Raw genomic sequence first — 24,989 nt, 5'->3', positions numbered from 1 at the left:
GGTCACTCCTCTCCCAGGATCTGCGGCACCTTGAAACGCTGCTGCTCCTGGGCGGGCGCCCCGGAGAGCGCTTGCTCGGCGGTCAGGGAGGGCCTGACCTCGTCGGGGCGCATGACGTTGGTCAGGGGCAGCGGGTGGGAGGTCGGCGGAACGTCCTCGGTGGCGACATCGGCGACGCGGGCGACCGCGTTGATGATGTCGTCGAGCTGACCGGCGAAGTGGTCCAGTTCTTCGGAGGTCAGCTCGAGGCGCGCCAGCCGGGCGAGGTGGGCGACCTCCTCGCGCGTGATGCCAGGCATGTGGCGATCCTCTTGCTCGTCGCGGGCGGGCTGGTTTCTTCGGGCCAATCCTAGGGCGACGGCGAAGGGCCCCGCGCACCGATTCCCCCGGCCCCATCGAGGCCAGGGACGGCGCGTCCGCTCAGCGCACCGGCTCGGCGTCGGCCGGGTCGGGTCTCGGGGCCCGATCCGCCGAGGCGGCCGCGCCGTCAGGGGCCGCGGGTCCGGTCGGCGGGGCCGGAGCGGCGTCCTCGGCGCGGACGGTGTCGCGGGCGCGCAGCCAGGCGGTGGTCTCCGCGGCGGGCATCGCGGCGGCCACGAGCCAGCCCTGGACGGCGTCGCAGCCCAGGGCCCTGAGGCGTTCCCATGTCTCGTCGTCCTCGACGCCCTCGGCGACCACGACCAGGCCGAGGGAGTGCGCCAACTCGACGGTGCAGCGCACGATCTCGGCGTCCTCGCTGTCCACGACGAGGCGGGCCACGAAGGAGCGGTCGATCTTCAGCTCGCTGACGGGCAGGCGGCGCAGGTGCACGAGCGAGGAGTAGCCGGTGCCGAAGTCGTCGAGGGACATCCGCACGCCGTGCCCGGTGAGCCCGGCGAGGGTGTCGGCCGCCTGCTGCGGGTCCTCGAGCATGGCGTGCTCGGTGATCTCCAGCTGGAGCGAGCCGGGCGGGACGCCGTGTCTGGCCAGGCGCGCGGCGACCGCCCCCGCGAACCCGGGGGTGTGGACGTCGCGAGGGGAAACGTTTACGGCGACGGGCACGGTGAGCCCGTCCGCGCGCCAGCGGGCGACCTGGCCGAGCGCGCACTCCAGGACGTACTCGGTCAGCCGGGGCATCAGGCCCGAGGTCTCGGCGATCGCGATGAACTCGTCGGGCGGGACCCGGCCACGGTCCGGGTGGTCCCAGCGGAGCAGGGCCTCGAGACCGGCGACGACCCCGTCGAAGCGGACCTTGGGCTGGTAGTGGAGCGCGACCTGGCCCGTGTCGAGGGCGCGGCGGAGGTCGCCGAGGAGGGCGAGGCGGTCGGGGGTGTTGCCGTCGCGGCTCGCGTCGTAGACCTCGACGCCGCTGCGGTCGCGCTTGGCGGCGTACATCGCGACGTCGGCGCGGCGCAGCAGCCCCTCGCCGCCCGGCGCGTGGTCGGGGAAGACGGCCACCCCGGCGCTCGCCTCGATCACCAGGGTGAGGCCGTCGAGGTCGAGCGGGGCGGAGAGGCAGCCGACGATGGCGCGGGCGGCGCGCTGGGCGCTGGTCGCCGAGGCGACGCGCGGCAGCAGCACGGCGAACTCGTCGCCGCCGAGCCTGGCCGCCTCGGCGCCCGGGGGCAGCTCGCGCTGGATCCGGTCGGAGACCTGGAGGAGCAGGCGGTCGCCGGTGAGGTGGCCGAGGGTGTCGTTGACCGATCGGAAGCTGTCGAGGTCGATCAGGACGAGGGCGGCCCGGTCGCCGGTCCTGGTGGCCTCGTCGAGGGCCGATGTGGTGCGCTCGAGCAGCCACTGGCGGTTGGGCAGCCGGGTCAGCGGGTCGAGGAGCTGCTCCTCGTCGCGCGCGCGGGCCATCCAGAACGACGAGTCGAGCGCGATCAGCGGGACCGCGAACAGCGGGAGCAGCAACGGCCGTTCGCTGGCGACCACCGCGATCAGCGGGGCGATGGCGAGCAGGGCGAGCGCGACAAGTCCCTGGCGCGGCAGGTCGGAGGCGGCCAGCGAGGGCAGGCCGCCGGGCGGGGCGGTGGACACCCACAGGAGGGTGCGGGTGACCAGCAGGTAGGCGCAGGCGCCGAGGAGCAGCTGGGGCAGCGTCGACGCCTGCCAGTCGTCGGGGAGCCAGGGGCGTTCGATGCTGGGCTTGGTGCCCCACAGGGCCAGGGCCAGGGCGGCGGCGCCGACGCCGAGCATGTCGATCGCGCCGTGCAGCAGGGCGTCGAGCCAGCGGTCGCGGCGGGCGGCGCCGACCAGGGTGACCACCGAGAGGCTCACCAGCGCGGCGGGCACCCAGCCGTAGAGCAGCAGCACCGACAGGGCGAGCGCGGCGCCCGCGCCCGAGCCGCCGCCCGAGCGGTCGCGGCCGATCGCGACGAGGTAGGTGACGATCACCCCGGTGAGGACGGCGAAGCCCCAGCCGGGGCGCTCACCGGGGAAGAGGGCGCGGCCCTCGGCCAGCACGCGCGCGATCCCGATCACGCAGGCCACGCCCGCCGCGGCGAGGATGGCGGGCCTGAGCGCGGGCGAGAGCCAACCGTGGTCGCGTCGCGGGGGCCGGCTCCCCCGTGGGGCTGCGTGCATGCGGGATCCCTCTCACGGCCGGCGTTGCCCGCGCCCGGGACGGGCGCAACTCCCCACCCTAGGCCGCCCGATGGCGCTTGGGGCAGCGAACGATCAGGCTCGGCACGCCCTCCTCACGCGCGCCCATGCCCATGGCATATGCCACCGGCCCGCCGGACGAACCGCCTCCGCATGTCAGGCAGGTGACGGCTCATCAGGGACGACCGCCGCTTCCCTCGCCGCGTCGGGACCCCGCTCCAGGAGCACCGTGAAACCCGACTCGTCGAGCACCGGTACTTTCAACTGAACGGCCTTGTCGTACTTGGACCCCGGGCTGTCGCCGACGACGACGAAGTCGGTCTTCTTGGAGACGGCGCCCGTGACCTTGGCGCCGCGGCTCTGCAACGCCTCCTTCGCGCCGTCCCGCGTGAAGCCGGACAGCGTGCCGGTGACCACGGCGGTGATCCCGGCCAGCGGGCGCGGGCCCTCGCCCTCCCGCTCCGGCTCGGCCAGCCGCACCCCGGCCGCGCGCCAGCGCTCGACGATCTCCCGGTGCCAGTCCACCGCGAACCAGTCCTTGAGCGAGGCCGCGATCGTCGGCCCCACGCCCTCGGTCGCCGCCAGCTCCTCCTCGCTCGCCTCGGCGATCCGGTCGAGCGACCTGAACTCGCGGGCCAGCGCCTCGGCCGCCACCGGGCCCACGTGCCGGATCGAGAGGCCCGTGATCAGCCGGGCCAGCGGGCGCTCCTTGGCCTGTCTGATGCCCTCGAGCATGGCCAGGGTGTTCTTCTTGGGCTCGCCCTGCTGGTTGGCGAAGAAGGAGACGACCTTGGGCTCCCCCGTCTCCGGGTCGCGCTTGGGCAGCCCGGTGTCCTGGTCGAGCACATAGGACGTGATCGGCAGCAGCTCCTCGACCGTCAGCTCGAAGATGCGGCCCTCGTCCCTCAGCGGCGGCTCGGCGGGCGCCAGCGGCTGGGTCAGCGCGGTGGCGGCGACATAGCCGAAGTGGTCGATGTCCAGGCATCTGCGGCCCGCGAGATAGAAGATCCGCTCGCGCAGCTGGGCGGGGCACGACCTGGCGTTGGGGCAGCGCAGGTCGATGTCCTCCTCCTTCATCGGCTTGAGCGGGGTGCCGCACTCGGGGCACTCCGTGGGCATCACGAACTCCCGCTCGCCGCCGTCCCGCAGATCGGCCACGGGCCCGAGGATCTCGGGGATGACATCGCCCGCCTTGCGCAGCGCGACCGTGTCGCCGATCAGCACGCCCTTGGCCTTGACCACCTGCTGGTTGTGCAGGGTGGCGAACTCCACCTCGGACCCGGCCACCGTGACCGGCTCGACCACGGCGTACGGCGTGACCCGGCCCGTGCGCCCGACGCCGACGCGGATGTCGACCAGCTTGGTGTTGACCTCCTCGGGGGGGTACTTCCAGGCCAGCGCCCAGCGCGGCGCGCGCGAGGTGGAGCCGAGGCGGCCCTGGAGGGGGATCTCGTCCAGCTTGATCACCACGCCGTCGATCTCGTGCTCGACGGCGTGCCGGTGCTCCCCGTAGTACGCGATGAACGCGCGCACCTCGTCGATCGACGGGACCACCCGGCAGGCCCTGGCGGTGGGCAGGCCCCAGCCCTCGAGCAGGTCGTACGCCTGCGAGAGCCGGTCGATGTCGAAGCCCTCCCGCGCGCCGATGCCGTGCACCACGAGCTGGAGCGGGCGGCCCGCGGTGACCTTGGGGTCCTTCTGGCGCAGCGAGCCCGCCGCGGCGTTCCTTGGGTTGGCGAACGGCTTGTCCCCGGCCTCGACCAGCCGGGCGTTCAGCTCCTCGAACCGCTCCATCGGGAAGAACACCTCGCCGCGGATCTCCACGAGCGCGGGGACGTCGTCGCCGGCGAGGCGGACCGGCACGTCCTCGATCGTGCGGACGTTGGGCGTGATGTCCTCGCCGGTGCGGCCGTCGCCGCGGGTGGCGGCGCGGGTCAGCCTGCCGTGCTCATACGTGAGGTTGACCGCGAGCCCGTCCACCTTCAGCTCGCACAGGAAGTGGTACGGGATCCCGCTCAGCTCGTCCGCGATCCGGTCGGCCCACGTGTCGAGGTCCTCGTCGGCGAAGGCGTTGTCCAGCGAGAGCATCCGCTCCCGGTGGGTGACCGACGTGAACTCCGTCTCATAGGTCCCCGCGACCCGCTGCGTCGGCGAGTCGGCCGTGCGCAGCTCGGGGTGCGCGTCCTCGAGCTCGCTCAGCTCGCGGAAGAGCTTGTCGAACGCGGCGTCGCTGATGACGGCCGTCTTCACGTAATAGCGGAAGCGGTGCTCCTCGACCTGCTCGGCGAGGCGCGCGTGGCGCTCACGCGCCTCGGCGGGCACCGCTGACCGCTGCTCGACCGACCGATCGCCAGCCATGTCTCGTCTCCGTCCCTTGTGTCACTCAGGGTTGTCCGCGAGGGATCTCGCCGCCCGGGCGCACGTCTCGAGCGCGGCCCGCGCATACGCGGGGGACGCGCCCGCCAGACCGCAGGCCGGGGTGATCACCACGGACTCACCGAGAAGCCCGGGATACAGCCCCAGCCTGCGCCACAGCGACCTGACTCCACCGACAGTACCGGCCGGGTCCGACAACGCGGCGGGCTCGGCACCGGCCCCCGGCACGACGCCCGCGAACAGCGCGGCGCCGCCCTCGATCGCCTCCCCCACCGCGTCGTCGTCACGCTCGGTGAGGAGCCTCATGTCGCACGAGATCCCGGTCGCCCCGGCCCGCCGCAGCAGCCCGAACGGCACTCCGGGGGCGCAGCAGTGGACCACCACCGGGTCGTCCCCTGCCACGGCGATCAGCCCGCGCAGCGCCTCCTCGGCCACCGCGGGGTCCACGGCCCTGTGGGTGCGGTAGCCGCTGGCGGTGGGCACCTGGGCGGTGAGCACGGCGGGCAGGGACGGCTCGTCGAGCTGGAGGACCACGGTGGCGCCAGGCACCCGGCGGCGCACGTCGGCGAGGTGCGAGGACAGGCCCTCGGCGAGCGAGGCGGCCAGGTCCCTGCGGGCGCCGGGGTCGCCGAGCATGGCCTCGCCGTTGCGGCGCTCGAGCGAGGCGGCCAGCGTCCAGGGCCCGACGGCCGAGACCTTGAGCGCCCCCTCGTACCCCTGCGTGAACTCCTCGAGCGCGTCGAGGTCTTCGCGCAGCCAGGCCCGTGCCCGCCGGGTGTCGCGGCCAGGGCGGTCGCTGACGCGCCAGCCGCTGGGCTCGACGTGCGCCCACAGCTCGGCGAGCAGGCCCGTGGTGCGGCCGATCATGTCGGCGCCGGGGCCGCGCGCGGGCAGCTCGGGCAGGTGCGGCAGCGCGTCGAGCGAGCCGACGACGACGCGGACCGCCTCGCGCGCGTCCTCGCCCGGCATCGAGCCGACCCCGGTGGCGGCGGCGGGGCCCCAGGGGAACTTCAGGTTCTCGGTCACCCCCGCAGGGTACGGTCAGTCCCGGCGTCACCCGCCCGGGCGCAGGGTGAGGTCGGTGATCTCGTTGCCCGGGGGCAGGTCGAGGGCGGTGAGCACGGTGGTGGCCACGGCGTCGGGCGTCAGCCAGCGTTCAGGGTCGTACTCCGCGCCCTCCTGGCGGTGCACCTTCTCCTGCATCGGCGTCGCGGTGCGGCCCGGGTAGACGGTGGTGACGCGGACGCCGTGCGGGGCCTCCTCGGCGCGCAGGGAGTCGGCGAGGGCGCGCAGGCCGTGCTTGCTCGCGGCGTACGCGCTCCAGTCGGCGCTCGCGCGCAGCCCCGCCCCTGAATTGACGAAGACGACATGGCCGCGCGCGGCCCGCACCTGGGGCAGCAGCAGCCGGGTCAGCTCGGCCGGGGCCATCAGGTTGGCGGCGAGGGTGGCCCGCCAGATCGCGGGGGTCAGCTCGCCGACCGGGCCGAGCTCGAGGACGCCCGCTATGTGCAGGAGTCCGTCGACGCGGTCGGGCGGCGACTGGTGGCCCAGCGCCCAGGAGAGGCGTTCGGGCTCGGCGAGGTCGCCCACCAGGGTGCGCGCGCCGGGGTGTTGCTTCTCGAGCTCGCGTGCGCGCCCCGCGTCGCGCGCCCACAGCCAGAGCTCGTCGCCTCGTTCGCCGAGCCGCCGCGCGACGGCGGCGCCGATTCCCGACCCCGCACCGGTGATCACATGGGTTGCCATACGACCATGGTGACGTAACCCACGAGCCGAAGGAGAACGACCCGTGCGCATCGCAGCGAGCCAACTGGCGGCCGGTGTCTCACCGGAGGAGAACCTCGCGCTCATCGCCGAGCAGACGGCGAAGGCGGCGGGGGCGGGGGCGGAGGTGGTGGTGTTCCCCGAGGCGGCGATGGCTCGCTTCGGGGTCCCGCTCGGGCCGCTGGCCGAGCCGCTCGACGGGCCGTGGGCGACGCGGGTGCGGGCGATCGCCGCGGCGGCCGGGGTGCTCGTGGTGGCCGGGATGTTCACGCCGGCGCGCGATGGCCGGGTGCGCAACACCCTGCTGATCACGGGCCGCGGCGTGGACACCTCGTACGACAAGCTGCACCTGTTCGACGCGTTCGGCTTCACCGAGTCGAGGACGGTGGCGCCCGGCGAACGGCCCGTGCTCGCCGAGGTGGACGGCGTGACGCTGGGCTTCGCCACGTGCTACGACGTGCGCTTCCCCGCGCTGTTCACGCGGCTCGCGGAGGACGGCGCCCGGGTCGTGCTGCTGCCCGCGTCCTGGGGAGCGGGTCCCGGCAAGCGCGAGCAGTGGGAGCTGCTCGTGCGGGCGCGGGCCCTCGACTCCACGTGCTGGGTGGTCGCGGCGGGGCAGGCCGACCCGGCCACCACGGGCGAGCGGCCGTCCACGAGCGCGCCGACCGGGATCGGGCACAGCATGGTGGTCTCGCCGCTCGGCGAGGTCACCGCGCGGCTTGGCGCCGAGCCGGGGCTGCTGGTCACGGACGTGGACCCGGCCGAGGCGGAGCGGGCCAGGGCGACCGTCCCCGTGCTCGCCAACCGCCGCCGCGACCTCGGCTGATGCCTCGCTGATCCGCCGTCAGCGGCGGTCGGGGGCGGCGGCGGGGACGGCGCGCTCGGTGGTCGCTATCGTGCCCGAGCCGACGACGCGGGTGCCGTCGTAGAGGACGATCGCCTGGCCGGGCGCGACGCCACGCACCGGCTCGGCGAAGCGGACCCTGATCTCCTCGCCCGTGGGCTCGGCGGTCACCGGGGTCTCGGCGCCATGGGCGCGCAGCTGCGCGGTGAACGCGGCAGGCCCTGTCGGCGGGGCGCCGCACCAGCGCGGCTTGATCGCGGTCAGCGCGACGACGTCGAGGGACTCGGCGGGGCCGACCGTCACGGTGTTGCTCACGGGCGAGATGTCGAGGACGTAGCGCGGCTTGCCGTCGGGGGCGGGGTGGCCGATCCGCAGGCCGCGGCGCTGGCCGATCGTGAACACGTGGGCGCCCTGGTGGGTGCCGACCTTGTGGCCTTCCTCGTCCAGGATGTCGCCCTCCGCGGCGCCGAGGTGGCCGGCGAGGAAGCCGCGGGTGTCGCCGTCGGCGATGAAGCAGATGTCGTGGCTGTCGGGCTTCCTCGCCACCGCGAGGCCGCGCCGCTCGGCCTCGGCTCGGATCTCCGCCTTGGTGGCGCGGGTGTCGCCGAGCGGGAACATCGCGTGGGCCAGCTGCCGCTCGTCGAGCACGCCGAGGACATAGCTCTGGTCCTTGCCGAGGTCGGCGGACCGGTGCAACTCGCGGCGCCCGTCGGGGCCGCGCACGACCGTGGCGTAGTGGCCGGTGCAGACGGCGTCGAAGCCCAGGGCCAGGGCCTTGTCGAGCAGGGCCGCGAACTTGATCTTCTCGTTGCACCGCAGGCAGGGGTTGGGCGTGCGGCCCTCGCGGTACTCGGCGATGAAGTCGTCGACGACGTCGGCGCGGAAGCGCTCGGCCAGGTCCCACACGTAGAAGGGGATGCCGATGACGTCGGCGGCGCGGCGCGCGTCGCGGGAGTCCTCGACGGTGCAACAGCCCCTCGCCCCGGTGCGGAACGACCTGGGGTTGGCCGAGAGGGCGAGGTGGACGCCGGTCACGTCGTGCCCGGCGTCGGCGGCGCGGGCCGCGGCGACGGCGGAGTCCACGCCTCCTGACATCGCGGCCAGCACGCGCAGGCGTCGGCCCGTGGCGGGCGGGGAGTCAGTCATCACGCGTCCAGAGTAAGGGGAGGGGCCGACAGGGCGCCGGGATCAGGTGAGCCCGGCGGAGCGGGCGCGTTCCACCGCGGGCCCGATCGCCTCGGCGACGGCCTCGACGTCCGAGGGCACCGACGTGTGGCCCAGGGTGAACCTGAGGGTGCCACGGGCCAGTTCGGGGTCGGCGCCGGTGGCGAGCAGTACATGGCTCGGCTGGGCGACGCCCGCGGTGCAGGCGGAGCCGGTGGAGCACTCGATGCCCTGGGCGTCGAGCAGCAGGAGCAGCGAGTCGCCCTCGCACCCGGGGAACGCGAAGTGCGCGTTGGCGGGCAGGCGCCCCGCCGGATCGGGGTCGCCGCCGAGCACGGCGTCGGGCACCGCGGTGGTCACCGCGTCGATCAGCCGGTCGCGCAGGGCGGCCGTGCGGGCGGCGTTCTCCTCGCGGCGCTCGCTCGCGAGGCGGGCGGCCACGGCGAACGCCGCGACGGCGGGCACGTCGAGCGTTCCCGACCTGATCTCCCGCTCCTGGCCGCCGCCGTGCAGCACGGGGGTGGGGGTCCAGTCGCGGCCGAGCAGCAGGGCGCCTATGCCGTAGGGGCCGCCGATCTTGTGGCCGGAGACGGTCAGGGCGGCGAGCCTCGACGCGGCGAAGTCCACGGGGACCTGGCCGACGGCCTGCACGGCGTCGGCGTGCATCGGGATCCCGTGCTCGGCGGCGATCGCGGCCAGCTCGGCGATCGGGAGAACGGTGCCGACCTCGTTGTTCGCCCACATCACCGTGACGAGGGCCACGTCGTCGGGGTCGTCGGCGATGGCCTCGCGCAGCGCGTCGGGGTGGACCCGGCCGTGGCGGTCCACGGGCAGCCAGTCCACGCGGGCGCCCTCGTGGTCCGCGAGCCACTGGACGACGTCGAGGACGGCGTGGTGCTCGACGGGGCTGGCCAGCAGCCGGTTGCGGCGGGGGTCGGCGGCGTTCCTCGACCAGTAGAGGCCCTTGACCGCGAGGTTGTCCGCCTCGGTGCCGCCCGACGTGAACACCACCTCGCTCGGGCGGGCGCCGAGCGCGGCGGCGAGCGTCTCGCGGCCCTCCTCGACGGTGCGCCTGGCCCGCCGCCCGGATCCGTGGAGGGCCGAGGCGTTGCCGACGGCCCTGAGCTGGGTCGTCATCGCCTCGATGGCCTCGGGGAGCATGGGCGTGGTGGCGGCGTGGTCGAGGTAGGGCATGGTGAGGCGATTCTACGAGCCACCGCGGAACTGGCCGCCGGGCGCGGGCGTTCTCCGCTGCGACGGGGGATCGAAGCGCGCCGGGGGTCAGAGCATGGGACAGCATTCCGCCGAGCCGGACCGCGGGGACCGCGACGAGCGACGGCGCAGGCTGACGCGCCGGACGCTGCTGGCCGGCGGCGCGGCCGGGGCGATCGGCGTGGGCGGCTTCGCGGCCAGGGACACGCTGGCCCGGTGGTGGTGGCGGTACTCCGGCACCGAGACGCCGCGCGAGGAAGGTGAGGTGGATCACCCGGGCGCGGAGTGGATCCCGGCCTCCTCGGCCAACTACCGGCGGGCGAGCCGCCCTCGGGACTACGCCATCGACCGCGTCGTCATCCACATGCCGGAGGCGACCTACCCGATCACGCTGCGGGTCTTCCAGGATCCGGGCCACGGCGCCGCCGCGCACTACGTCCTGCGCTCCGATGACGGTCATGTGGCGCAGCTGGCCCGGGAGCTGGACGTCGCCTATCACGCCGGGAACCGGGCGTTCAACGAGCGCAGCGTCGGCATCGAGCACGAGGGCTGGGCGGACGACCCGTCCTACCTCACGGATGTCATGTACGAGTCGTCGGCCCGTCTTGTGGCCGGGATCTGCGACCGGTACGGCATCCCGATCGACCGCGAGCACATCGTGGGGCACAACGAAGTGCCGGAGGTGATCAGGACCTGCCCGGGACCGCACTGGGACTGGGACCGCTACCTGGAGCTGGTCAGGGGCGCGGTGGGCTGAGGGCGCTTCCCCGCGGCGGGCTGAGGGCGCTTCCCCGCCCGCGGCGGGCCGACGCTCTCGCCTCGCGCGCGGTGTCCCGCACCGCGCCGCGGGCGGCTCAGTCCTCGGGGGACCAGGATGCGCCGTGTCCGAGCCGCTCGACCACGCGGCGGCGCACGTCGCCCATGTCGATGCCGGGGCCGCGCGGGTCCACCTTGCCCGGCTGCCACTCCAGGTGGCCGATGACCGAGGTGTCGCCCCGCCTGCCCCAGCCATGGGAGCGGCAGATGGCCGCGGAGGCGCGAACGATCGCCTCCACCTGCTCCGCGGGCCAGGTGTCCTTGTCGTCGCCGAGGTTGACGCACTCGAAGCCGTAGAAGTGGGCGTTGCCGTCGGTGTCCGTGTCGTTGTCGTCGGGCAGGCCGCGCTCGGCGATGACGGCGGCGAGCACGTCGCCGTCGCCGTTTCCCGCGTGGTTCGCCCGGCCGTTGCCGACCAGGTGGACCTTGCCGTCCTTGGCGATGACGCCGTGGCACAGCGGGCCCGGCAGGTCGGAGCGGCCCTTGTAGCAGAGCTCGACGGTCGACCCGGTGCCCGAGGTGACGGTGTGGTGGATCATCACGCCGTGCACGGGGCCCCAGGGGCCCGCCTTGTTGCGGTTGTTGTCGCGCCAGGACTTGTACTCGACGATCCGGACGCCCTCGTCCTCGAGAGCGCGCAGCAGCTTGTCGCCGGAGAGGGGAGTTGCCATATACGACTTGTACGACCAATACGGCCGTCACGCAAGGGCAGTTCGTTGGCACACACCGTGACCGACCCTCGGTCGACGCCCAACTCGCCCTGAGCGGCGGCCAGTTGGCGTTCCGCACCGAAGTGGGTGAATCCGGCGGAAGATCCCGATTCGTTCAACAATTAAGATTTCCTCATCTCCTCTTCATCCAACGCACCGCCCTCCGACCGCAGCCTGGCACTCATGGCCTTCTCGCACCGCATGGCAGCTCTCGCGGCCGTTGTCCTCATACCCGTGGGCATCGCCGGCACGAGCTATCTGCTCAGTGACGACCCCGCCCCGCCGACGGTCCCCTCCGACGTCGAGCTGGGCGAGCCGTCGTCGCCTTCCGCGCCACCCCCCACCGAGGAGCCGCGCGAGGAAGTCGTGCCACGCCCCTCGGCGACCGAGGATCCCCTTGATGAAGAGCCGCAGCAGCCAGACCCGGGCCAGGATTCCGACGACGACGGCGACCTCGACGATGACGACGGGGCGGACGACGAGGCGGACGACGACGGGTTCGACGACGACTGAGGGCAAGGCCCGTGCGCCTTCCCGGTTCTCCGCGCGCTTCAGGATCCTGGTGTGGCTCCTGGTGGTGATGACCGTCGCCCTCACGACCGTGGTGCTGACGACGCGTTCGATCCTCCAGAGCGACCTGAACGAGCGGATCGGCATGATCCTGACCCAGGAGACCGCCGAGTTCGACAACTTCGTGACGCATGGCCGCGATCCCGACACGGGCCAGCGGTTCACCGACGCGCGCGAGTTGCTCACCGTTCATCTCCAGCGGCAGTTCCCCGAGCCCGCCGAGGAGTTGCTCGGCTTCATCAGGGAGAGCCCGCGGCCCACGGTGATAAGGCAGCCGAGGGAGATCTCCACGCGCCTGCCGCTCTACGAGGACCGCGCCTCGCTCGAGCGGATCGCCGACGCCCCGGAGCGCTCGGGCACGCTGCGCGCGGGAGGCGGCGAGGTCCGCTGGGCCAAGGTGCCGATCGCCGGGGGCGAGGGAGAGCCCGCCTCGATGTTCATCGTGGCCTTCCACGCCGACCGCGGGCAGTCCTCGGTGAACAACGTCGTGGGGATCCTCCTGGCCATCTCCGGGGTGGCGCTGCTGATGACGTGCGCCGTCAGTTGGGCCGTGGCGGGCAGCATCCTCGCGCCGGTGCGGCTGGTGAGGGCGACGGCGGCGCAGCTGACCGAGCAGGACCTCACCCGCCGCATCCCGATCCGCGGCAGGGACGACATCTCGGCGCTCGCGGAGACGTTCAACGCGATGCTCGACCGGCTCGAGCGCGCCTTCGCCGTGCAGCGGCGCTTCGTCGACGACGCGGGGCACGAGCTGCGCACCCCGATCACGATCGTGCGCGGCCACCTCGAGCTGATGAGCCAGGGCGAGGGCCCCGACAGCGTGCGGGACCGGCGGGAGACGGTGCGGCTGGTCACCGACGAGCTCGACCGGATGAGCCGCATCGTCGAGGACCTGCTGCTGCTCGCCAAGACCGAGCGCCCCGACTTCGTGCAGCCCGCCCCTGTGCAGCTGGCCGAGCTGACCGCCGACGTGTTCGTCAAGGCCAGGGCCCTGGGCGACCGGCGCTGGGAGCTCGCGGGGGTCGCCGAGCGCGAGATGTCGCTCGACGCCCAGCGCATCACCCAGGCCATGGTCCAGCTCGCACAGAACGCCGTGCAGCACACCGAGCCCGGGCAACGCGTCTGGATCGGGTCGCAGCTGACGGACCGGGGCGCCCGGCTGTATGTCGCGGACACCGGGCCCGGCGTTCCCGCCGAGGACGCCGAGGTGATCTTCGAACGCTTCCGGCGCGGCACCACCGCGGGGCGGCGCGGGTCACGGGCGGGCGGGGGCAGCGGCGCCGGGCTCGGCCTTTCCATCGTCAAGGCGATCGCCGAGGGGCACCACGGCCGCGTCGAGCTGTGGACCACCCCCGGCGGGGGCGCCACCTTCGAACTCGTACTGGAGACCTCGTGAACCGCATTCTGATCGCAGAGGACGAGGAGCGCATCGCCTCCTTCGTCGAGAAGGGCCTGCGGGCCAACGGATTCATCACCACCGTCGCCGCCGACGGCGACGCCGCGTTCGGCCACGCCGCGGGCGGCGGCTTCGACCTGGTGGTCCTGGACATCGGGCTGCCGGGCCGGGACGGCTTCACGGTGCTGCGGCAGCTGCGCGAGGCGCGGGTGTCGGTCCCCGTGATCGTGCTGACCGCGCGGGACTCGGTGCGGGACACCGTGGCGGGCCTCGAAGGGGGCGCGGACGACTGGATGACCAAGCCGTTCCGCTTCGAGGAGCTGCTGGCCCGGGTGCGGCTGCGGCTGCGCACGGCGGCCAGGGCGCCCGAGGTGACGGTGCTGCGCAGCGGCGACCTGAGCCTGGACCTGCGCACGCGGCGGGCGCGGACCGGGGAGGTGCTGGTGGACCTCACGGCGCGTGAGTTCGTGCTCCTCGAGCTGTTCCTCAGGCACCCGGGTCAGGTGCTCTCGCGCGAGCAGATCCTGTCGCACGTGTGGGGGTACGACTTCGACCCCGGGTCGAACATCGTGGATGTCTATGTGCGCGCGCTGCGCAAGAAGCTGGGGGCGGAGCGCGTCGAGACGGTGCGCGGGATGGGCTATCGACTGCCCGAGTGAGGACGGGTGTTCGGGTGACCTGTCGATGAAGTTGTCCTCATGGGACGTTCATCCGGGGCTCACCGTCCGTTACCAGACTGAATGAGTGACCTTCACTTCCCGTCAGGCCATCACCCTGAGCGCCGCGTTGAGCGTGAGCGGGTTGCTGCTGATCCCGGCGAACTTCCCGGGACTCGGCGGTGACGCGCGGATCACGCTCGTGGTGTTCGCGCTGGCCACCTGCGCCTGGATCGGCACCTCGCTCGACGACACCCTGGTGGCGCTCGGTGCCGGGCTCGCGCTCACCGTGACGGGCGTGACCAGCCCTGACGCGCTGTTCGGGACCCTGGGCGACGCCACGGTCTGGCTGCTGATCTGCGCGTTCGTGCTGGCCGCCGCCGTGGCGGGCAGCGGTCTCGCGGGGCGGGCGGCGGCGTTCCTGGTGGGCGGGGCGCGCACGGTGCGGCAGCTGGTCCATCTGACCACGGCGGCGCTGGTGGTCTCGGCGTTCGCCGTGCCCGCCACCTCGGGCCGCGCGGCGCTCGCGCTGCCCGTCTTCCTGGCGCTGGCACGGGCGTTGGGCGAGCGGAAGCGCCTGGTGGTCGCGCTGGCGCTGCTGTTCCCGACCGTCATCCTGCTCTCGGCGGTGGCGACGCTGATCGGCGCGGGCGCCCACCTGATCACCGTGTCGGTGCTGTGGGAGGCCACGGGCGAGCGCGTCGGCTTCCACCAGTGGCTGCTGCTCGGGCTGCCGCTCGCGGTGGTCTCGTCGCACCTGGCGGCCGAGGTGGTGCTGCTGGTGACCACCCGCCGCGAGGACCGGCGCGGGCCCGTGCTGATCACCGCCGAGGAGATCCAGCGGCACAGCGAGCGGCCGGTCACCGGCCGCTTCACGCCGGAGGAGACGCGGTGCCTCGCGCTCCTTGGCACGGTGGTGGCGCTGTGGTGCAGCGAGCCGGTGCACGGGGTGGCACCCGCGGTGGTCGCACTGATCGGCGCGGTGATCGTGACGGCGCCCACCCTCGGCACGATACGGCTCAAGGACGCCCTGGCGACCGTGCCCTGGTCGCTGCTGCTGTTCATGGCGGCGACGATGGCGATGGGCATGGCGCTGACCGACTCGGGCGCGGCGGGCTGGCTGATATCCGGCATACCCGGCGACGGCGCGGTCCCGACCTGGGCGTTCCTCGCGGTGGTGATCGCCGTCAGCACGGCCGCGCACCTGGTGCTCCAGTCGCGTTCCGCCCGCTCGAGCGTGCTGGTGCCCCTGGTGGTGGCCGCGGCGCCCGCCGCGGGGGTCGACCCGGTGGCCGCGGCCCTGGCCTCCACGGCGGCGGCGGGGTTCTGCCACACCCTGCCCGCGTCCGCCAAGCCGGTGGCGCTGTTCGCCGACGTTCCCGGCACCCCCACCTACACCCCGGGCGATCTGCTGCGGCTCTCGGCGGTGCTGGCGCCGCTCACCGCGGTGCTCGTCCTGGTGTTCGCGCTTGCTGTCTGGCCGCTGTTCGGCGTGGCTCCCTGAGGAGATACCGATGATCCCCCCCTACCGATTCGCCGTGGCCCCCAGCGGGCTCAAGGAGTCCCTGTCCGCCTCGGCGGCGGCCGAGGCCATCGCCGAGGGCCTGCTCAGAGCCGCGCCCGGGGCCGAGATCGACCTGCTACCGCTGGTCGACGGCGGCGAGGGCACGGCCGAGGCGCTCGCCGCCGCGGGCGGCGGGCGGCTGGTGCGGCGCGCCGCCACCGGACCCGTGGGCGTCCCCGTCGCGACCCACTTCGCCCTGCTCGACTCCACGGCGGTGGTGGAGATGGCCGCGGTGGCCGGGCTCTCCCTGGTCCCCCCGGACCTGCGGGACCCGGGCGCCACCACGACGCTCGGCGTGGGCCAGCTGATCGGGGCCGCGCTGGACTCCGGGGTGGAGCGGGTGCTGGTCGGCTGCGGGGACTCGGGCACGTCGGACGGCGGCGCGGGCGCGTTGCAGGCGCTGGGCGCGCGGCTGCTCGACGCCGAGGGCCGCGAGCTGGAGCCGGGCGGGCGGGCGTTGCTCCGGCTGGCGCGGATCGACGCCACGGGGCTCGACCCCCGGCTGCGCACCACCGAGATCGTGGTCGCGTGCAACCCGTACAACGTCCTGTGCGGGCCACGCGGCGTGGCGCGGGTCTTCGGGCCGCAGAAGGGGGCGGGGCCACGCGAGGTGGAGGAGCTGTCGGCGGCGCTCGACCGGTGGGCGGAGGTGCTGGAGCGGGACCTGGCGCCCCGGGGCATCGACCTCCGCACGGGCGCGGGCACCGGCGCGTCGGGCGGTCTCGGCGCGGGGTTGGCTGCGGTGGGCGCCCGGCTGGTGCCACGGTTCGAAGTGCTGCTCGACCATCTCGACCTCAACGCCCGGCTGGCCCGCGCCGATCTGGTGGTGACGGCCGAGGGCGCGCTGGACGCGCAGACGTCGCGCGGGAAGATCCCGGGAGAGGTGGCGCGCCGCGCCAAGGCGCTCGGCATCCCGGTGCTGGTGCTCGCGGGCACGATCGGCGAGGGGGCGCACGAGGTGCGGCTGCTCGGCGTGGACGCCTACAGCGGGATCCTTCCGGCCCCGGTGGCGCTGCCCGAGGCGCTGGCGCGTGGCGGGGAGTTCCTGACGGACGCGGCGGAGCGGGCCCTGCGCATGGTCCTGCTCGGCAGCCGCCTGGCGCGCGCGGCGGTGCGGGGGTGAGGCACGTCGTCCGACAGCGGCTCGGACCCCAGGGCCAATACACCTAGCCCCAGGTGTCGGGACCGCCGCCGCGCCATTCGAACAGCTCCTTGTCGCGCAGGTCCACGTCCTCGGGGTCGAGGCCCGCTCTTCTGAGGAACTCGAGCAGTTCGCCCAGCGAGCGGGCGCGGCCCAGGATCTCGCCGTTCGCCCGCACCCTCCGGCCGCCGCCCGCGGTGAGCGGGTAGACGACAACGCGCACCCTGGCCATGCGCTCCAGCCTGCACCCACCCGGCACCGAGCGCAGCCCGGGGGAGCAGAATGAGGGCGTGTCCAGCCGACCCGCCGTTCCCGACCGCGTTCCCGACCGGGCTCCTGGCCGGGCTCCCGATCGCGGCCCTGCGCTGAGCGCCGACTGCGGGAGCTGCTTCGGGCTGTGCTGTGTGGCGCTGCCGTTCACCGCGTCGGCCGACTTCGCGGTGGACAAGCGGGCCGGGGAGCCCTGTGGGCATCTGCGCGCCGACTTCGGCTGCGGCATCCACGAGGGGCTGCGGGAGGCGGGGTTCTCGGGGTGCACGGTGTTCGACTGCTTCGGGGCGGGGCAGCGGGTCTCGCGGGTGACGTTCGGCGGGCGGGACTGGCGGCGGCACCCGGGTGAGGCGCGGACGATGTTCGCGGTGTTCCCGGTGATGCGGGAGCTGCACGAGCTGCTGTGGTACCTGCGGGAGGCGTTGGAGCTGCCGCGGGCGCGACCGCTGCGCGGGGAGCTGCGCCGCGCGTGGGACGAGGTCGCGGCCCTGGCGGAGGGCGGCGCACGGGAGTTGGAGGCCCTCGATGTGGCGCCGCATCGGCGGCGGGTCGGGGAGTTGCTGGGGCGGGCCAGCGAGCTGGCGCGCTCGGCCGTCCCCGGCCGCCGACGCGACCACCGGGGCGCGGACCTGGTCGGGGCCCGGCTGGCGGGGGCGCGCCTGCGCGGGGCGACGCTGCGCGGGGCCCGGCTGATCGGCGCGGATCTCGGCGGAGCCGACCTGCGCGACGCCGACCTGCTGGGCAGCGATCTGCGCGGCGCGGACCTGGCGGGGGCGGATCTGCGGGGCGCGTTGTTCCTGACCGCCGCGCAGCTGACGTCCGCCCGCGGCAGCGCGACCACCCGCCTGCCCGCCGCCCTGCCCCACCCGCGGCACTGGTGATCCCGGGTCCTCGGCGCCCAGGACGTTCCGGAGCCGTTCCGGTCGGGCGGCGGGATTCCGGGGGTGTTCCGCGGTGGCCGCCGCGGGCCACTCGGCCTCAGCCGGCGTTCTCGGCCTGGAACATCCAGTGGTGCTTCTCCAGCTCCTTCGTAAGCTGGATGAGCACGTCCTCGGTGACGGTGTCGACGGGGCCGACCTCGTCGAGGCGCTCACGCGTCCGGAGGATGACCGCGCCGAGGGCGTCGACCATCGTGCGGATGGCCTCGTCGTCCTTCTGCCAGCCCTCCGCGATCGCGGGAATGCCCGTGCGGGCCGCGACCGTGGTGGCGCGGCCGTCGGGGGAGAGGCCGAGGGCGGCGGCACGTTCGGCGACCGTGTCGGAGTGCGACCGCGCGGTCTCCACCACCTCGTCGAGCTGGAGGTGGACCGAGCGGAAACGGGCGCCGACGATGTTCCAGTGGGTCTGCTTGGCGACCAGCGAGAGATCGATGAGGTCCACCAGCGCACCCTGGAGCGCCTCCCCGACGATCTTCAGCGTGGCGTCCGGCAGTGTGCTCTTGATGGCGTACATGCGGTGCCTCCCCTTTCGGAGCTCGTGCGTCCGGCGACGCGTCGATGGCGACGCGTGGCGCCACCGCACCGGGTACCCGCCTCACGCCACCGCAACCGATCAGGGCGCGCCCGCCTCCGCCGCCGACCACGGCGTGGAACGCCGGGGCGTCGGCCCGGCTCCGCGGAGGTCAGGAGGGCCGGGAGGTCAGGAGGGCCGGGGATCAGTAGGGCCCGGGGTAGCCGTATCCGTGCGGGCGGGCCGCCGGGCCGGGGCCGGAGCGGTGGATCCCGTCGCGGTCGTAGAACGGGCGGGCGTTGGCCCGCAGCCACATCGCGACAGGGTCGAACGCGTCCGCCATCGCGACCGTGCCCACCGGCAGCCCGTCCGGCACGGCGGCGATCGCCTGCCGCATCATGTGCCGCACGGCCCGGGCGGTGCGCTCGCCGGGCTCGTCCACCTCGAGGCCGATCACCAGATACGCAGGGCCCACCGCCGGGCGCACCCAGGCACGGCGCAGACTGCGCAGCACCGGCGTGCGCCGGGCGTGCAGGGTGAGGCGCTCGTAGAACGCGTCGGCGCGGATGCTGGGCTCGCTGATCACCAGGGGCCCCGCGGGGAGCCGGTCGAGGCCGCCCGCGATGCGGCGCAGGTCGAGCCAGGGGATGCCGAGACCGCCGCCGGGGGCATGGGGGTTGAGCCACAGTCCCCAGTGCTCGGGGTAGAGCGCGGCGGCGATGTCCCGGCCGCCGACCACCTCGTGGCTGCGGGTCCAGCCGCTCTCGCGCAGCTCGCGCTCGGAGGTGACGCAGGGCGCGTACCCGTGGCCCTCCACCTCGACGCTGCCGTACTGCGCCTCGGGCTCCCCGGGACCGCCGTGCCACAGCAGCATCCACACCTGGCTCTCGGCGAGCGCGGCAAGCAACTCCTCGTAGGCGTCGAGGCGGTCGGGGGTGATCCGGGGCAGCAGAGCCTCGACGCCTTCTCCCGCGCTCACCTCGAACCTGACCTCCTCGCGCCGCGCCCGCCAACCTCCCCTCACATGCCCGTCACGGCACCGGCTTAGGCGTCCCGCGAGTAGAAGGGCTTCACACACTCCCGCAACCAGTCCACCACCGGATCGTCCGCGGCATCCAGCAGGATGAGCTGCACCGGCCAGACCACGGGGCAGGCGGCCAGGGCGCGCCCCAACGCGCCGTTCACCGCCTGCTGGACGTCCGGGTCGACCCGGTCCAGCTCCACGCCGAGGAACAGCGAGGGCGGGCCGCCCTCCGTGCTGGCCAGGCCGCGCCTGGCCGTCCGCACGAGCCCCAGGGCGGCCAGCTCGGTGGCCGCGGTGCGCAGGAAGTCCATCGGCTCGTCCTGCCAGTCGGGCTGGAACAGCCGCATCCGCGCGCCGGTGGGCACGCCCGGCGTGCGCCGCCCCGGGGTGGTGCGGCACAGCTGCGCGACGGCCGCGGGAGGCAGGGGTATGCCGACGGTGCCCCCTGGGTTCACCGCGATGCCGACCTGGGGCGGCAGCCCGCGGGCGAAGTCACGCGAGGGCGCCACGCTGAACGGCAGGTGCGAGGCACCGGCCAGATGCAGCTGCTCGGCGGAGCTGAACACCGGGACGAACACCCCGCCGTACAGGTCGACGGTCGGCAGGTCGAGGGTGCGGCTCGCGGGGCCGCCGCCCTCGGGCAGGGGTATCCAGAGGCTGCTGCGCCCCAGCACCTCGAGGACCCGGGGCCCGGCGTCCTTGGCGCCCAGCACGGCCGCCAGGGTCTCCTCCAGCTCGTTGCTCGGCCAGCCGCCCCCGAAGCCCGGGCCCTGCCGTGGAACGCTCATCTCGCTCGACCACCATCTCGTCACATACCAAGTCCGGCCACCGCGGTCCGGCCACGGCGATCGGATCAGCACGGCCGGATCGCCGCAGTGGGAACCCTAACGGCTGCCCGCCCCCGACCCCCGCCCGTTGTCCACAGCCACCGCCGTTCATGCGATGATGTGCCAGCGACACCCCGTATCACCCTGTTTCACCACGCACCACAACCGCATAACGGCCGTTCGACCACGCGCGGGAGAGTCCCCGGTCCATGCACCGGGGCGCCGAAGGAGCAAGACCTCCCTTGAATCTCTCAGGCCCCCTATACCGCGCGCGGGAGGCACATCTGAAAAGCGGGCCGGCCGCCTGACCCCGGCGGGCCCCACCCACGGTGCAAGCCACCGGCCCCGCGCGGGTCGTGGCGAACCTCTCAGGTGCCGATGACAGATGGGGAGGGCGCTGCCGCCCTTGACCATGCCCTTCTGGAGCGAGCCCATGACGGAAGACACCCCTGACGCGCCCCGCGCCCCCCGCACGCCCCGCACCGCGCACGCCCCCCGCACCACGGCCCTCGGCGCCGTCCACCGCGCACTCGGCGCCACCATGACCGACTTCGCGGGCTGGTCGATGCCGCTGCGCTACGGCAGCGAACGCGCCGAGCACCAGGCCGTGCGGACCGCCGCGGGCCTCTTCGACCTGTCACACATGGGCGAGGTCACCGTCGAGGGTCCCGCCGCGGGCGACCTGCTCGACCACGCGCTGGTCGGCCGCCTGGGCGCGCTGCGCGTGGGCCGCGCCCGCTACACCATGATCTGCGACGCGAACGGCGGCATCCTGGACGACCTCATCGTCTACCGGCTGGCCGACGACACCTACCTCGTCGTCGCCAACGCGGCCAACGCCGCCACCGTTCTTGCCGCCCTGACCGAGCGCGGCGCGGGGTTCGACGCGAACGTTCGGGACGACCGGGACGCCTACGCGCTGCTCGCCGTGCAGGGCCCGGCCTCGCCCGCGATCCTGGGCCGCCTGACCGACGCCGACCTGCCGGGGCTGAAGTACTACACCGGTCTGCCCGGCACGGTCGCCGGGCGCCGGGCGCTGATCGCCCGCACCGGATACACCGGGGAGGACGGGTTCGAGCTGTTCTGCGCCCCGGGCGACGCCGAGCCGCTGTGGCACGCGCTCACCGAGGCCGGGCGCGATGACGGTCTGGTCCCCTGCGGCCTCGCGTGCCGCGACACGTTGCGCCTCGAGGCGGGCATGCCCCTCTACGGCAACGAACTGACCACCGCCACCACCCCGTTCGACGCCGGTCTCGGCCGGGTCGTCAAGCTCGACAAGCCGGGCGACTTCGTCGGCCGCGGCCCCCTCGAGGCCGCCGCCGCCCGCGCCGCGTCGCACCCGCCGCGCACCCTGGTCGGCCTGATCGCCCGCGGCCGCCGCGTGCCGCGCTCGGGCTACCCCGTGGTCGACGCCTCGGGCGCCGTCATCGGCGAGGTCACCTCGGGAGCGCCCTCGCCCACCCTGGGCCGTCCCATCGCGATGGCCTATGTCAGCCCCGAGCACGCCGCGCCCGGCACCGAGGGCGTCGGCGTGGACATCCGCGGCACCGTCGAGCCGCACGACGTGGTGGCGCTGCCGTTCTACGCCCGCGCCACGTGACGTCGTCACCGCCCACCACCCCTCCCCCCGGATCAGGAGAAGATCACCGTCATGAGCACCCCCGAGCAGCTGCGTTACAGCAAGGAGCACGAGTGGCTCTCCGCCGTCGAGGACGGCGTGGCCACGGTCGGCATCACCGAGTTCGCCGCCGACGCGCTGGGCGACGTCGTCTTCGTGCAGCTCCCCGAGACCGGATCGACGGTGAGCGCGGGCGAGACGTGTGGCGAGCTCGAGTCGACCAAGTCGGTCAGCGACCTCTACTCCCCCGTCACCGGCGAGGTCACCGAGGTCAACCAGAACGTGGTCGACGACCCCGCGTTGGTCAACTCCGCCCCGTACGATGCCGGTTGGCTGTTCCGGGTGCGGCTCGACCCCGCCGCGGGCGAGCCCGCCGACCTGCTGTCCGCCGCCGAGTACACCGACTTCACCAGCGAGTGATCCGGCCGTGGCCCTCTCCGCCTTCGACCTGTTCTCCATCGGCATCGGCCCTTCGAGCTCGCACACGGTCGGCCCGATGCGGGCGGCCCGGATGTTCGCCCGGCGGCTGAAGAACGAGGGGCTGCTGGCGCACACCGCCGCCGTCAGGGTGGAGCTGTTCGGCTCGCTCGGCGCGACCGGGCACGGCCATGGCACCCCCAAGGCCGTGCTGCTCGGCCTCGAGGGCCACGCCCCCGACACCGTGGACGTGACGCGCGCCGACGACGAGGTGGCGCGCGTCCACGCCACCCGGCGGCTGCGGCTGCTCGGCGCCGAGGTCGGCGACGCGCACGTCGTGCCGTTCGACCCCGACACCGACCTGGTGCTCCACCGGCGCCGCGCGCTGCCCTACCACGCCAACGGCATGACCCTGCGCGCCGACGACGCGGAGGGCCTGACGTTGCTCGCCAGGACGTACTACTCGGTCGGCGGCGGCTTCGTCGTGGACGAGGACGCGGTGGGCGCCGACCGCGTCCGGCTGGACGACACGGCGCTGCGCCACCCCTTCCGCACGGGCGACGAGCTCCTGCGGCTGACCCGCGAGACGGGCCTCTCGGTCTCGGCGTTGATGCTGGAGAACGAACGCTCCTGGCGCACCGACGACGAGATCCGCGCCGGGCTGCTGCGGATCTGGGCCGTGATGCGCGACTGCGTGGAACGCGGCCTGCGCGAGGAGGGCGTGCTGCCCGGCGGCCTCAGGGTGCGCCGCCGCGCCGCGGCCTCGGCCCGGCGGCTGCGCGCGGAGGGCGGCGGCGGGGACCGGGCGCTCGAGTGGGCGACGCTGCACGCGATGGCGGTCAACGAGGAGAACGCCGCGGGCGGCCGCGTCGTGACCGCCCCCACCAACGGCGCCGCGGGCATCATCCCCGCGGTGATCCGCCACTACCTGGACCATGTGCCGGGCGCCGACGAGGACGGCGTGGTCAGGTTCCTGCTCGCGGCCTCGGCGATCGGGATGCTGTTCAAGGAGAACGCCTCCATCTCGGGCGCCGAGGTCGGCTGCCAGGGCGAGGTGGGCTCGGCCTGCTCGATGGCCGCCGGCGGCCTGGCCGAGGTGCTCGGCGGCTCGCCCGAACAGGTCGAGAACGCCGCCGAGATCGGCATCGAGCACAACCTCGGCCTGACGTGCGACCCGGTCGGCGGCCTGGTCCAGATCCCGTGCATCGAACGCAACGGCATGGCCGCCGTGAAGGCGATCACCGCGGCCCGCCTGGCCCTGCGCGGGGACGGCCGCCACCATGTGTCGCTCGACCAGGCGATCCGCACGATGAAGGAGACCGGTGCTGACATGTCGGTCAAATACAAGGAAACGGCCCGCGGCGGGCTCGCGGTCAACATCATCGAGTGCTGAGAAACCGCCCCCGGCGGCGGGCACGGCGACCGGTCGGTCACCCCTCCGGCGGGGGCGCGGAGCGCCGGTTGCGGAAGGTGATCGCGGCCCAGCAGGCCCAGCCGATGGGCTGGAGGAGCCAGTAGTTCCAGATGCGGTAGAGCAGGGCACCGGCGAACGCCTGGCTCGTCGGCAGGCCGTAGACCACGAGCAGGCCGGTCAGCCCGGCCTCGACGATGCCGACGCCGCCCGGGGTCAGGCGGAGGCTGCCGGGGATCTGGACCAGGCCGTAGGCGAGCAGCACGCCCTGCCATGGCACCGGGATGTCGAGTGCCCACAGGCTGGCCACCAGGCATGCCGCGTCGAAGGCCCAGTTGAGCACGGCCAGCGCGCTCGGCCACAGCCAGGGCCGCACGCCGGGCTGCACCGCTCTGGCCTGGCGCACCACGCGCCGCAGCGCCGCGTCGGCCTTCCCGATCCGGCCGAACCTGGCCTCGGTCCTGCGGCAGCCGCGGCTGACGGCCCGGCGGACGGCGGCGATGCGCAGCAGGAGGACGGCGCCAAGGGCCACGAGCGCGAGCACCGCGACCACCCGAAGCAGCAGCGCCCCCGGGCCGCGGGACCCGGCCGTGAGCGCGCCGAGCACCATGATGAGCAGCAGGGCCATCGCGGAGAACGCGCCCGCCATCGCCAGGGTCGTCGCGGTCAGGGCCTGGTCGGCGCCTCGGCGGCGGAACTGGCGGTAGAGCCATGCGGCGCCGAAGGCGGCCCCGCCCGGCACGGCGCCCGCCATCGCGTTGGCTCCCAGCTCCAGGGGCGTCATGGTGGCCAACGACAGCCGCACGCCTCCGGTGGCGAGCAGCCACCGTTGCAGCGCGGCAAGGCACAGGAGGGACGCGGCCTCGCAGAGCAGCGCGACGGCCGCCTTCTGAGGGCTCACATGCGTCAGGAGGTGCCAGGCGTCGCCGAGCTCGCCCCGACGTGAGACGGCGACCAGCAGGCCGACCGTGATCAACGCCGCGGTCACCAGCCACCACCAGCGTCTTCCGGCCCGTCGCTCGCCCCGAGCCCGCCTCCCCCGGCTCACCGATCGTCGGTCACTCGCAGCACGCGGCCGATGCTAGCGCGTGACGGCGCGCACTCCCGCGCACCACCGCCGCCCCGCGCCCCTCGATCCGGAAGACGCCGCCGGAGCCGCGGCGTCGAAGGGCTCTGCGCG

At 74.2% G+C, this 24,989-nt stretch carries 23 protein-coding genes, 1 pseudogene and 1 riboswitch; of the genes and pseudogenes, 11 read left to right on the top strand and 13 right to left on the bottom strand.

The genetic code is table 11. The annotated features are described in order from the left end of the window. Positions 1-2: 2 nt before the first annotated feature. The 5 genes from gatC to D7318_RS14085 all read right to left on the bottom strand — a co-directional run bounded on the left by gatC (position 3) and on the right by D7318_RS14085 (position 6,702). Positions 3-299, bottom strand: coding sequence for an Asp-tRNA(Asn)/Glu-tRNA(Gln) amidotransferase subunit GatC (gatC, locus tag D7318_RS14105; RefSeq protein WP_120697306.1), 297 nt, complete (start codon positions 297-299; stop codon positions 3-5). Positions 300-420: 121 nt separating this feature from the next. Further along, positions 421-2,565, bottom strand: a complete 2,145-nt coding sequence (locus D7318_RS14100; protein ID WP_120697305.1) for a putative bifunctional diguanylate cyclase/phosphodiesterase — start codon at positions 2,563-2,565, stop codon at positions 421-423. Between the two features lie 174 nt (positions 2,566-2,739). Next, positions 2,740-4,941: an NAD-dependent DNA ligase LigA gene (gene ligA, locus D7318_RS14095; protein ID WP_120697304.1), complete on the bottom strand. Its 2,202-nt coding sequence runs from the start codon at positions 4,939-4,941 to the stop codon at positions 2,740-2,742. A gap of 21 nt (positions 4,942-4,962) precedes the next feature. Beyond that, a complete protein-coding gene (locus D7318_RS14090) occupies positions 4,963-5,985 on the bottom strand; it encodes a methionine synthase (RefSeq protein ID WP_120697303.1) in 1,023 nt (340 codons plus the stop codon). A 27-nt stretch (positions 5,986-6,012) separates the two neighbouring features. Then, complete coding sequence (locus D7318_RS14085) at positions 6,013-6,702, bottom strand: SDR family oxidoreductase (RefSeq protein WP_120697302.1); 690 nt, start codon at positions 6,700-6,702, stop codon at positions 6,013-6,015. A 43-nt stretch (positions 6,703-6,745) separates the two neighbouring features. On the opposite strand from D7318_RS14085, the gene D7318_RS14080 reads away from it, so the two are divergent. Next, a complete protein-coding gene (locus D7318_RS14080; RefSeq protein WP_120697301.1) occupies positions 6,746-7,546 on the top strand; it encodes a carbon-nitrogen hydrolase family protein in 801 nt (266 codons plus the stop codon). An 18-nt stretch (positions 7,547-7,564) separates the two neighbouring features. Here D7318_RS14080 and mnmA read toward each other — a convergent pair whose 3' ends face one another. Beyond that, positions 7,565-8,710, bottom strand: coding sequence for a tRNA 2-thiouridine(34) synthase MnmA (gene mnmA / locus D7318_RS14075; RefSeq protein WP_120697300.1), 1,146 nt, complete (start codon positions 8,708-8,710; stop codon positions 7,565-7,567). A 42-nt stretch (positions 8,711-8,752) separates the two neighbouring features. Further along, entirely contained in the window at positions 8,753-9,922 is a 1,170-nt protein-coding gene (locus tag D7318_RS14070) for a cysteine desulfurase family protein (protein ID WP_120697299.1), read from the bottom strand. Positions 9,923-10,016: 94 nt separating this feature from the next. On the opposite strand from D7318_RS14070, the gene D7318_RS14065 reads away from it, so the two are divergent. Continuing rightward, a complete protein-coding gene (locus D7318_RS14065) occupies positions 10,017-10,697 on the top strand; it encodes an N-acetylmuramoyl-L-alanine amidase (RefSeq protein ID WP_120697298.1) in 681 nt (226 codons plus the stop codon). 100 nt (positions 10,698-10,797) lie between these two features. Here the strand turns inward: D7318_RS14065 and D7318_RS14060 are convergent. Further along, positions 10,798-11,427 (bottom strand): annotated as a pseudogene (locus tag D7318_RS14060) (peptidoglycan recognition protein family protein); the annotation flags it as partial. Positions 11,428-11,649: 222 nt separating this feature from the next. Between D7318_RS14060 and D7318_RS14055 the strand changes: the two are divergent. From D7318_RS14055 to D7318_RS14035, 5 genes are all read left to right on the top strand, one after another. Further along, positions 11,650-11,979 carry a small secreted hydrophilic protein gene (locus D7318_RS14055; protein WP_120697296.1) on the top strand — a complete coding sequence of 110 codons (330 nt, stop codon included), beginning with the start codon at positions 11,650-11,652 and terminating at the stop codon, positions 11,977-11,979. Further along, complete coding sequence (locus D7318_RS14050; protein WP_120697295.1) at positions 11,927-13,432, top strand: sensor histidine kinase; 1,506 nt, start codon at positions 11,927-11,929, stop codon at positions 13,430-13,432. Before D7318_RS14055 ends, D7318_RS14050 begins: the two co-directional genes overlap by 53 nt. After that, positions 13,429-14,091, top strand: coding sequence for a response regulator transcription factor (locus D7318_RS14045; protein ID WP_120697294.1), 663 nt, complete (start codon positions 13,429-13,431; stop codon positions 14,089-14,091). Before D7318_RS14050 ends, D7318_RS14045 begins: the two co-directional genes overlap by 4 nt. A gap of 85 nt (positions 14,092-14,176) precedes the next feature. Continuing rightward, positions 14,177-15,592 carry an SLC13 family permease gene (locus D7318_RS14040; protein ID WP_120697293.1) on the top strand — a complete coding sequence of 472 codons (1,416 nt, stop codon included), beginning with the start codon at positions 14,177-14,179 and terminating at the stop codon, positions 15,590-15,592. 10 nt (positions 15,593-15,602) lie between these two features. Continuing rightward, a complete protein-coding gene (locus D7318_RS14035; protein ID WP_120697292.1) occupies positions 15,603-16,775 on the top strand; it encodes a glycerate kinase family protein in 1,173 nt (390 codons plus the stop codon). 43 nt (positions 16,776-16,818) lie between these two features. Here D7318_RS14035 and D7318_RS14030 read toward each other — a convergent pair whose 3' ends face one another. Next, positions 16,819-17,025 (bottom strand): hypothetical protein, encoded by a 207-nt coding sequence (locus tag D7318_RS14030; protein WP_120697291.1) that lies wholly within the window; start codon positions 17,023-17,025, stop codon positions 16,819-16,821. A gap of 58 nt (positions 17,026-17,083) precedes the next feature. On the opposite strand from D7318_RS14030, the gene D7318_RS14025 reads away from it, so the two are divergent. Beyond that, positions 17,084-17,944, top strand: coding sequence for a pentapeptide repeat-containing protein (locus D7318_RS14025; RefSeq protein WP_408055486.1), 861 nt, complete (start codon positions 17,084-17,086; stop codon positions 17,942-17,944). Positions 17,945-18,041: 97 nt separating this feature from the next. On the opposite strand, the gene D7318_RS14020 is transcribed toward D7318_RS14025, so the two are convergent. From D7318_RS14020 to D7318_RS14010, 3 genes are all read right to left on the bottom strand, one after another. After that, positions 18,042-18,515: a Dps family protein gene (locus D7318_RS14020; protein WP_120697289.1), complete on the bottom strand. Its 474-nt coding sequence runs from the start codon at positions 18,513-18,515 to the stop codon at positions 18,042-18,044. 202 nt (positions 18,516-18,717) lie between these two features. After that, the gene (locus D7318_RS14015; RefSeq protein WP_230423720.1) at positions 18,718-19,491 is read right to left on the bottom strand and encodes an enhanced serine sensitivity protein SseB C-terminal domain-containing protein; all 774 of its coding nucleotides are present in this window, start codon (positions 19,489-19,491) and stop codon (positions 18,718-18,720) included. A gap of 65 nt (positions 19,492-19,556) precedes the next feature. Further along, positions 19,557-20,324, bottom strand: coding sequence for an enhanced serine sensitivity protein SseB (locus tag D7318_RS14010; RefSeq protein WP_120697288.1), 768 nt, complete (start codon positions 20,322-20,324; stop codon positions 19,557-19,559). 220 nt (positions 20,325-20,544) lie between these two features. Continuing rightward, a riboswitch (glycine riboswitch) is annotated at positions 20,545-20,641 on the top strand. A gap of 155 nt (positions 20,642-20,796) precedes the next feature. Here D7318_RS14010 and gcvT point away from each other — a divergent pair. From gcvT to D7318_RS13995, 3 genes are read left to right on the top strand one after another with little or no spacing between them, the layout of a single operon-like run. Further along, the gene (gene gcvT / locus D7318_RS14005; RefSeq protein WP_120697353.1) at positions 20,797-21,963 is read left to right on the top strand and encodes a glycine cleavage system aminomethyltransferase GcvT; all 1,167 of its coding nucleotides are present in this window, start codon (positions 20,797-20,799) and stop codon (positions 21,961-21,963) included. A 51-nt stretch (positions 21,964-22,014) separates the two neighbouring features. Further along, positions 22,015-22,401 (top strand): glycine cleavage system protein GcvH, encoded by a 387-nt coding sequence (gene gcvH, locus D7318_RS14000; RefSeq protein ID WP_120697287.1) that lies wholly within the window; start codon positions 22,015-22,017, stop codon positions 22,399-22,401. 7 nt (positions 22,402-22,408) lie between these two features. Continuing rightward, positions 22,409-23,791, top strand: a complete 1,383-nt coding sequence (locus D7318_RS13995; RefSeq protein ID WP_120697286.1) for an L-serine ammonia-lyase — start codon at positions 22,409-22,411, stop codon at positions 23,789-23,791. Positions 23,792-23,828: 37 nt separating this feature from the next. On the opposite strand, the gene D7318_RS13990 is transcribed toward D7318_RS13995, so the two are convergent. Continuing rightward, on the bottom strand, positions 23,829-24,797 hold the full coding sequence (locus D7318_RS13990) for a lysylphosphatidylglycerol synthase transmembrane domain-containing protein (protein WP_120697285.1): 969 nt from the start codon (positions 24,795-24,797) through the stop codon (positions 23,829-23,831). Positions 24,798-24,989: the final 192 nt, after the last annotated feature.

The organism is Streptomyces radicis, from assembly GCF_003626575.1.
Classification (GTDB): Bacteria; Actinomycetota; Actinomycetes; order Streptomycetales; family Streptomycetaceae; genus Streptomyces; species Streptomyces radicis.
The sequence above is the reverse complement of the archived record's forward strand: the minus strand, read 5'-3'. Positions and strand labels throughout refer to the sequence as shown.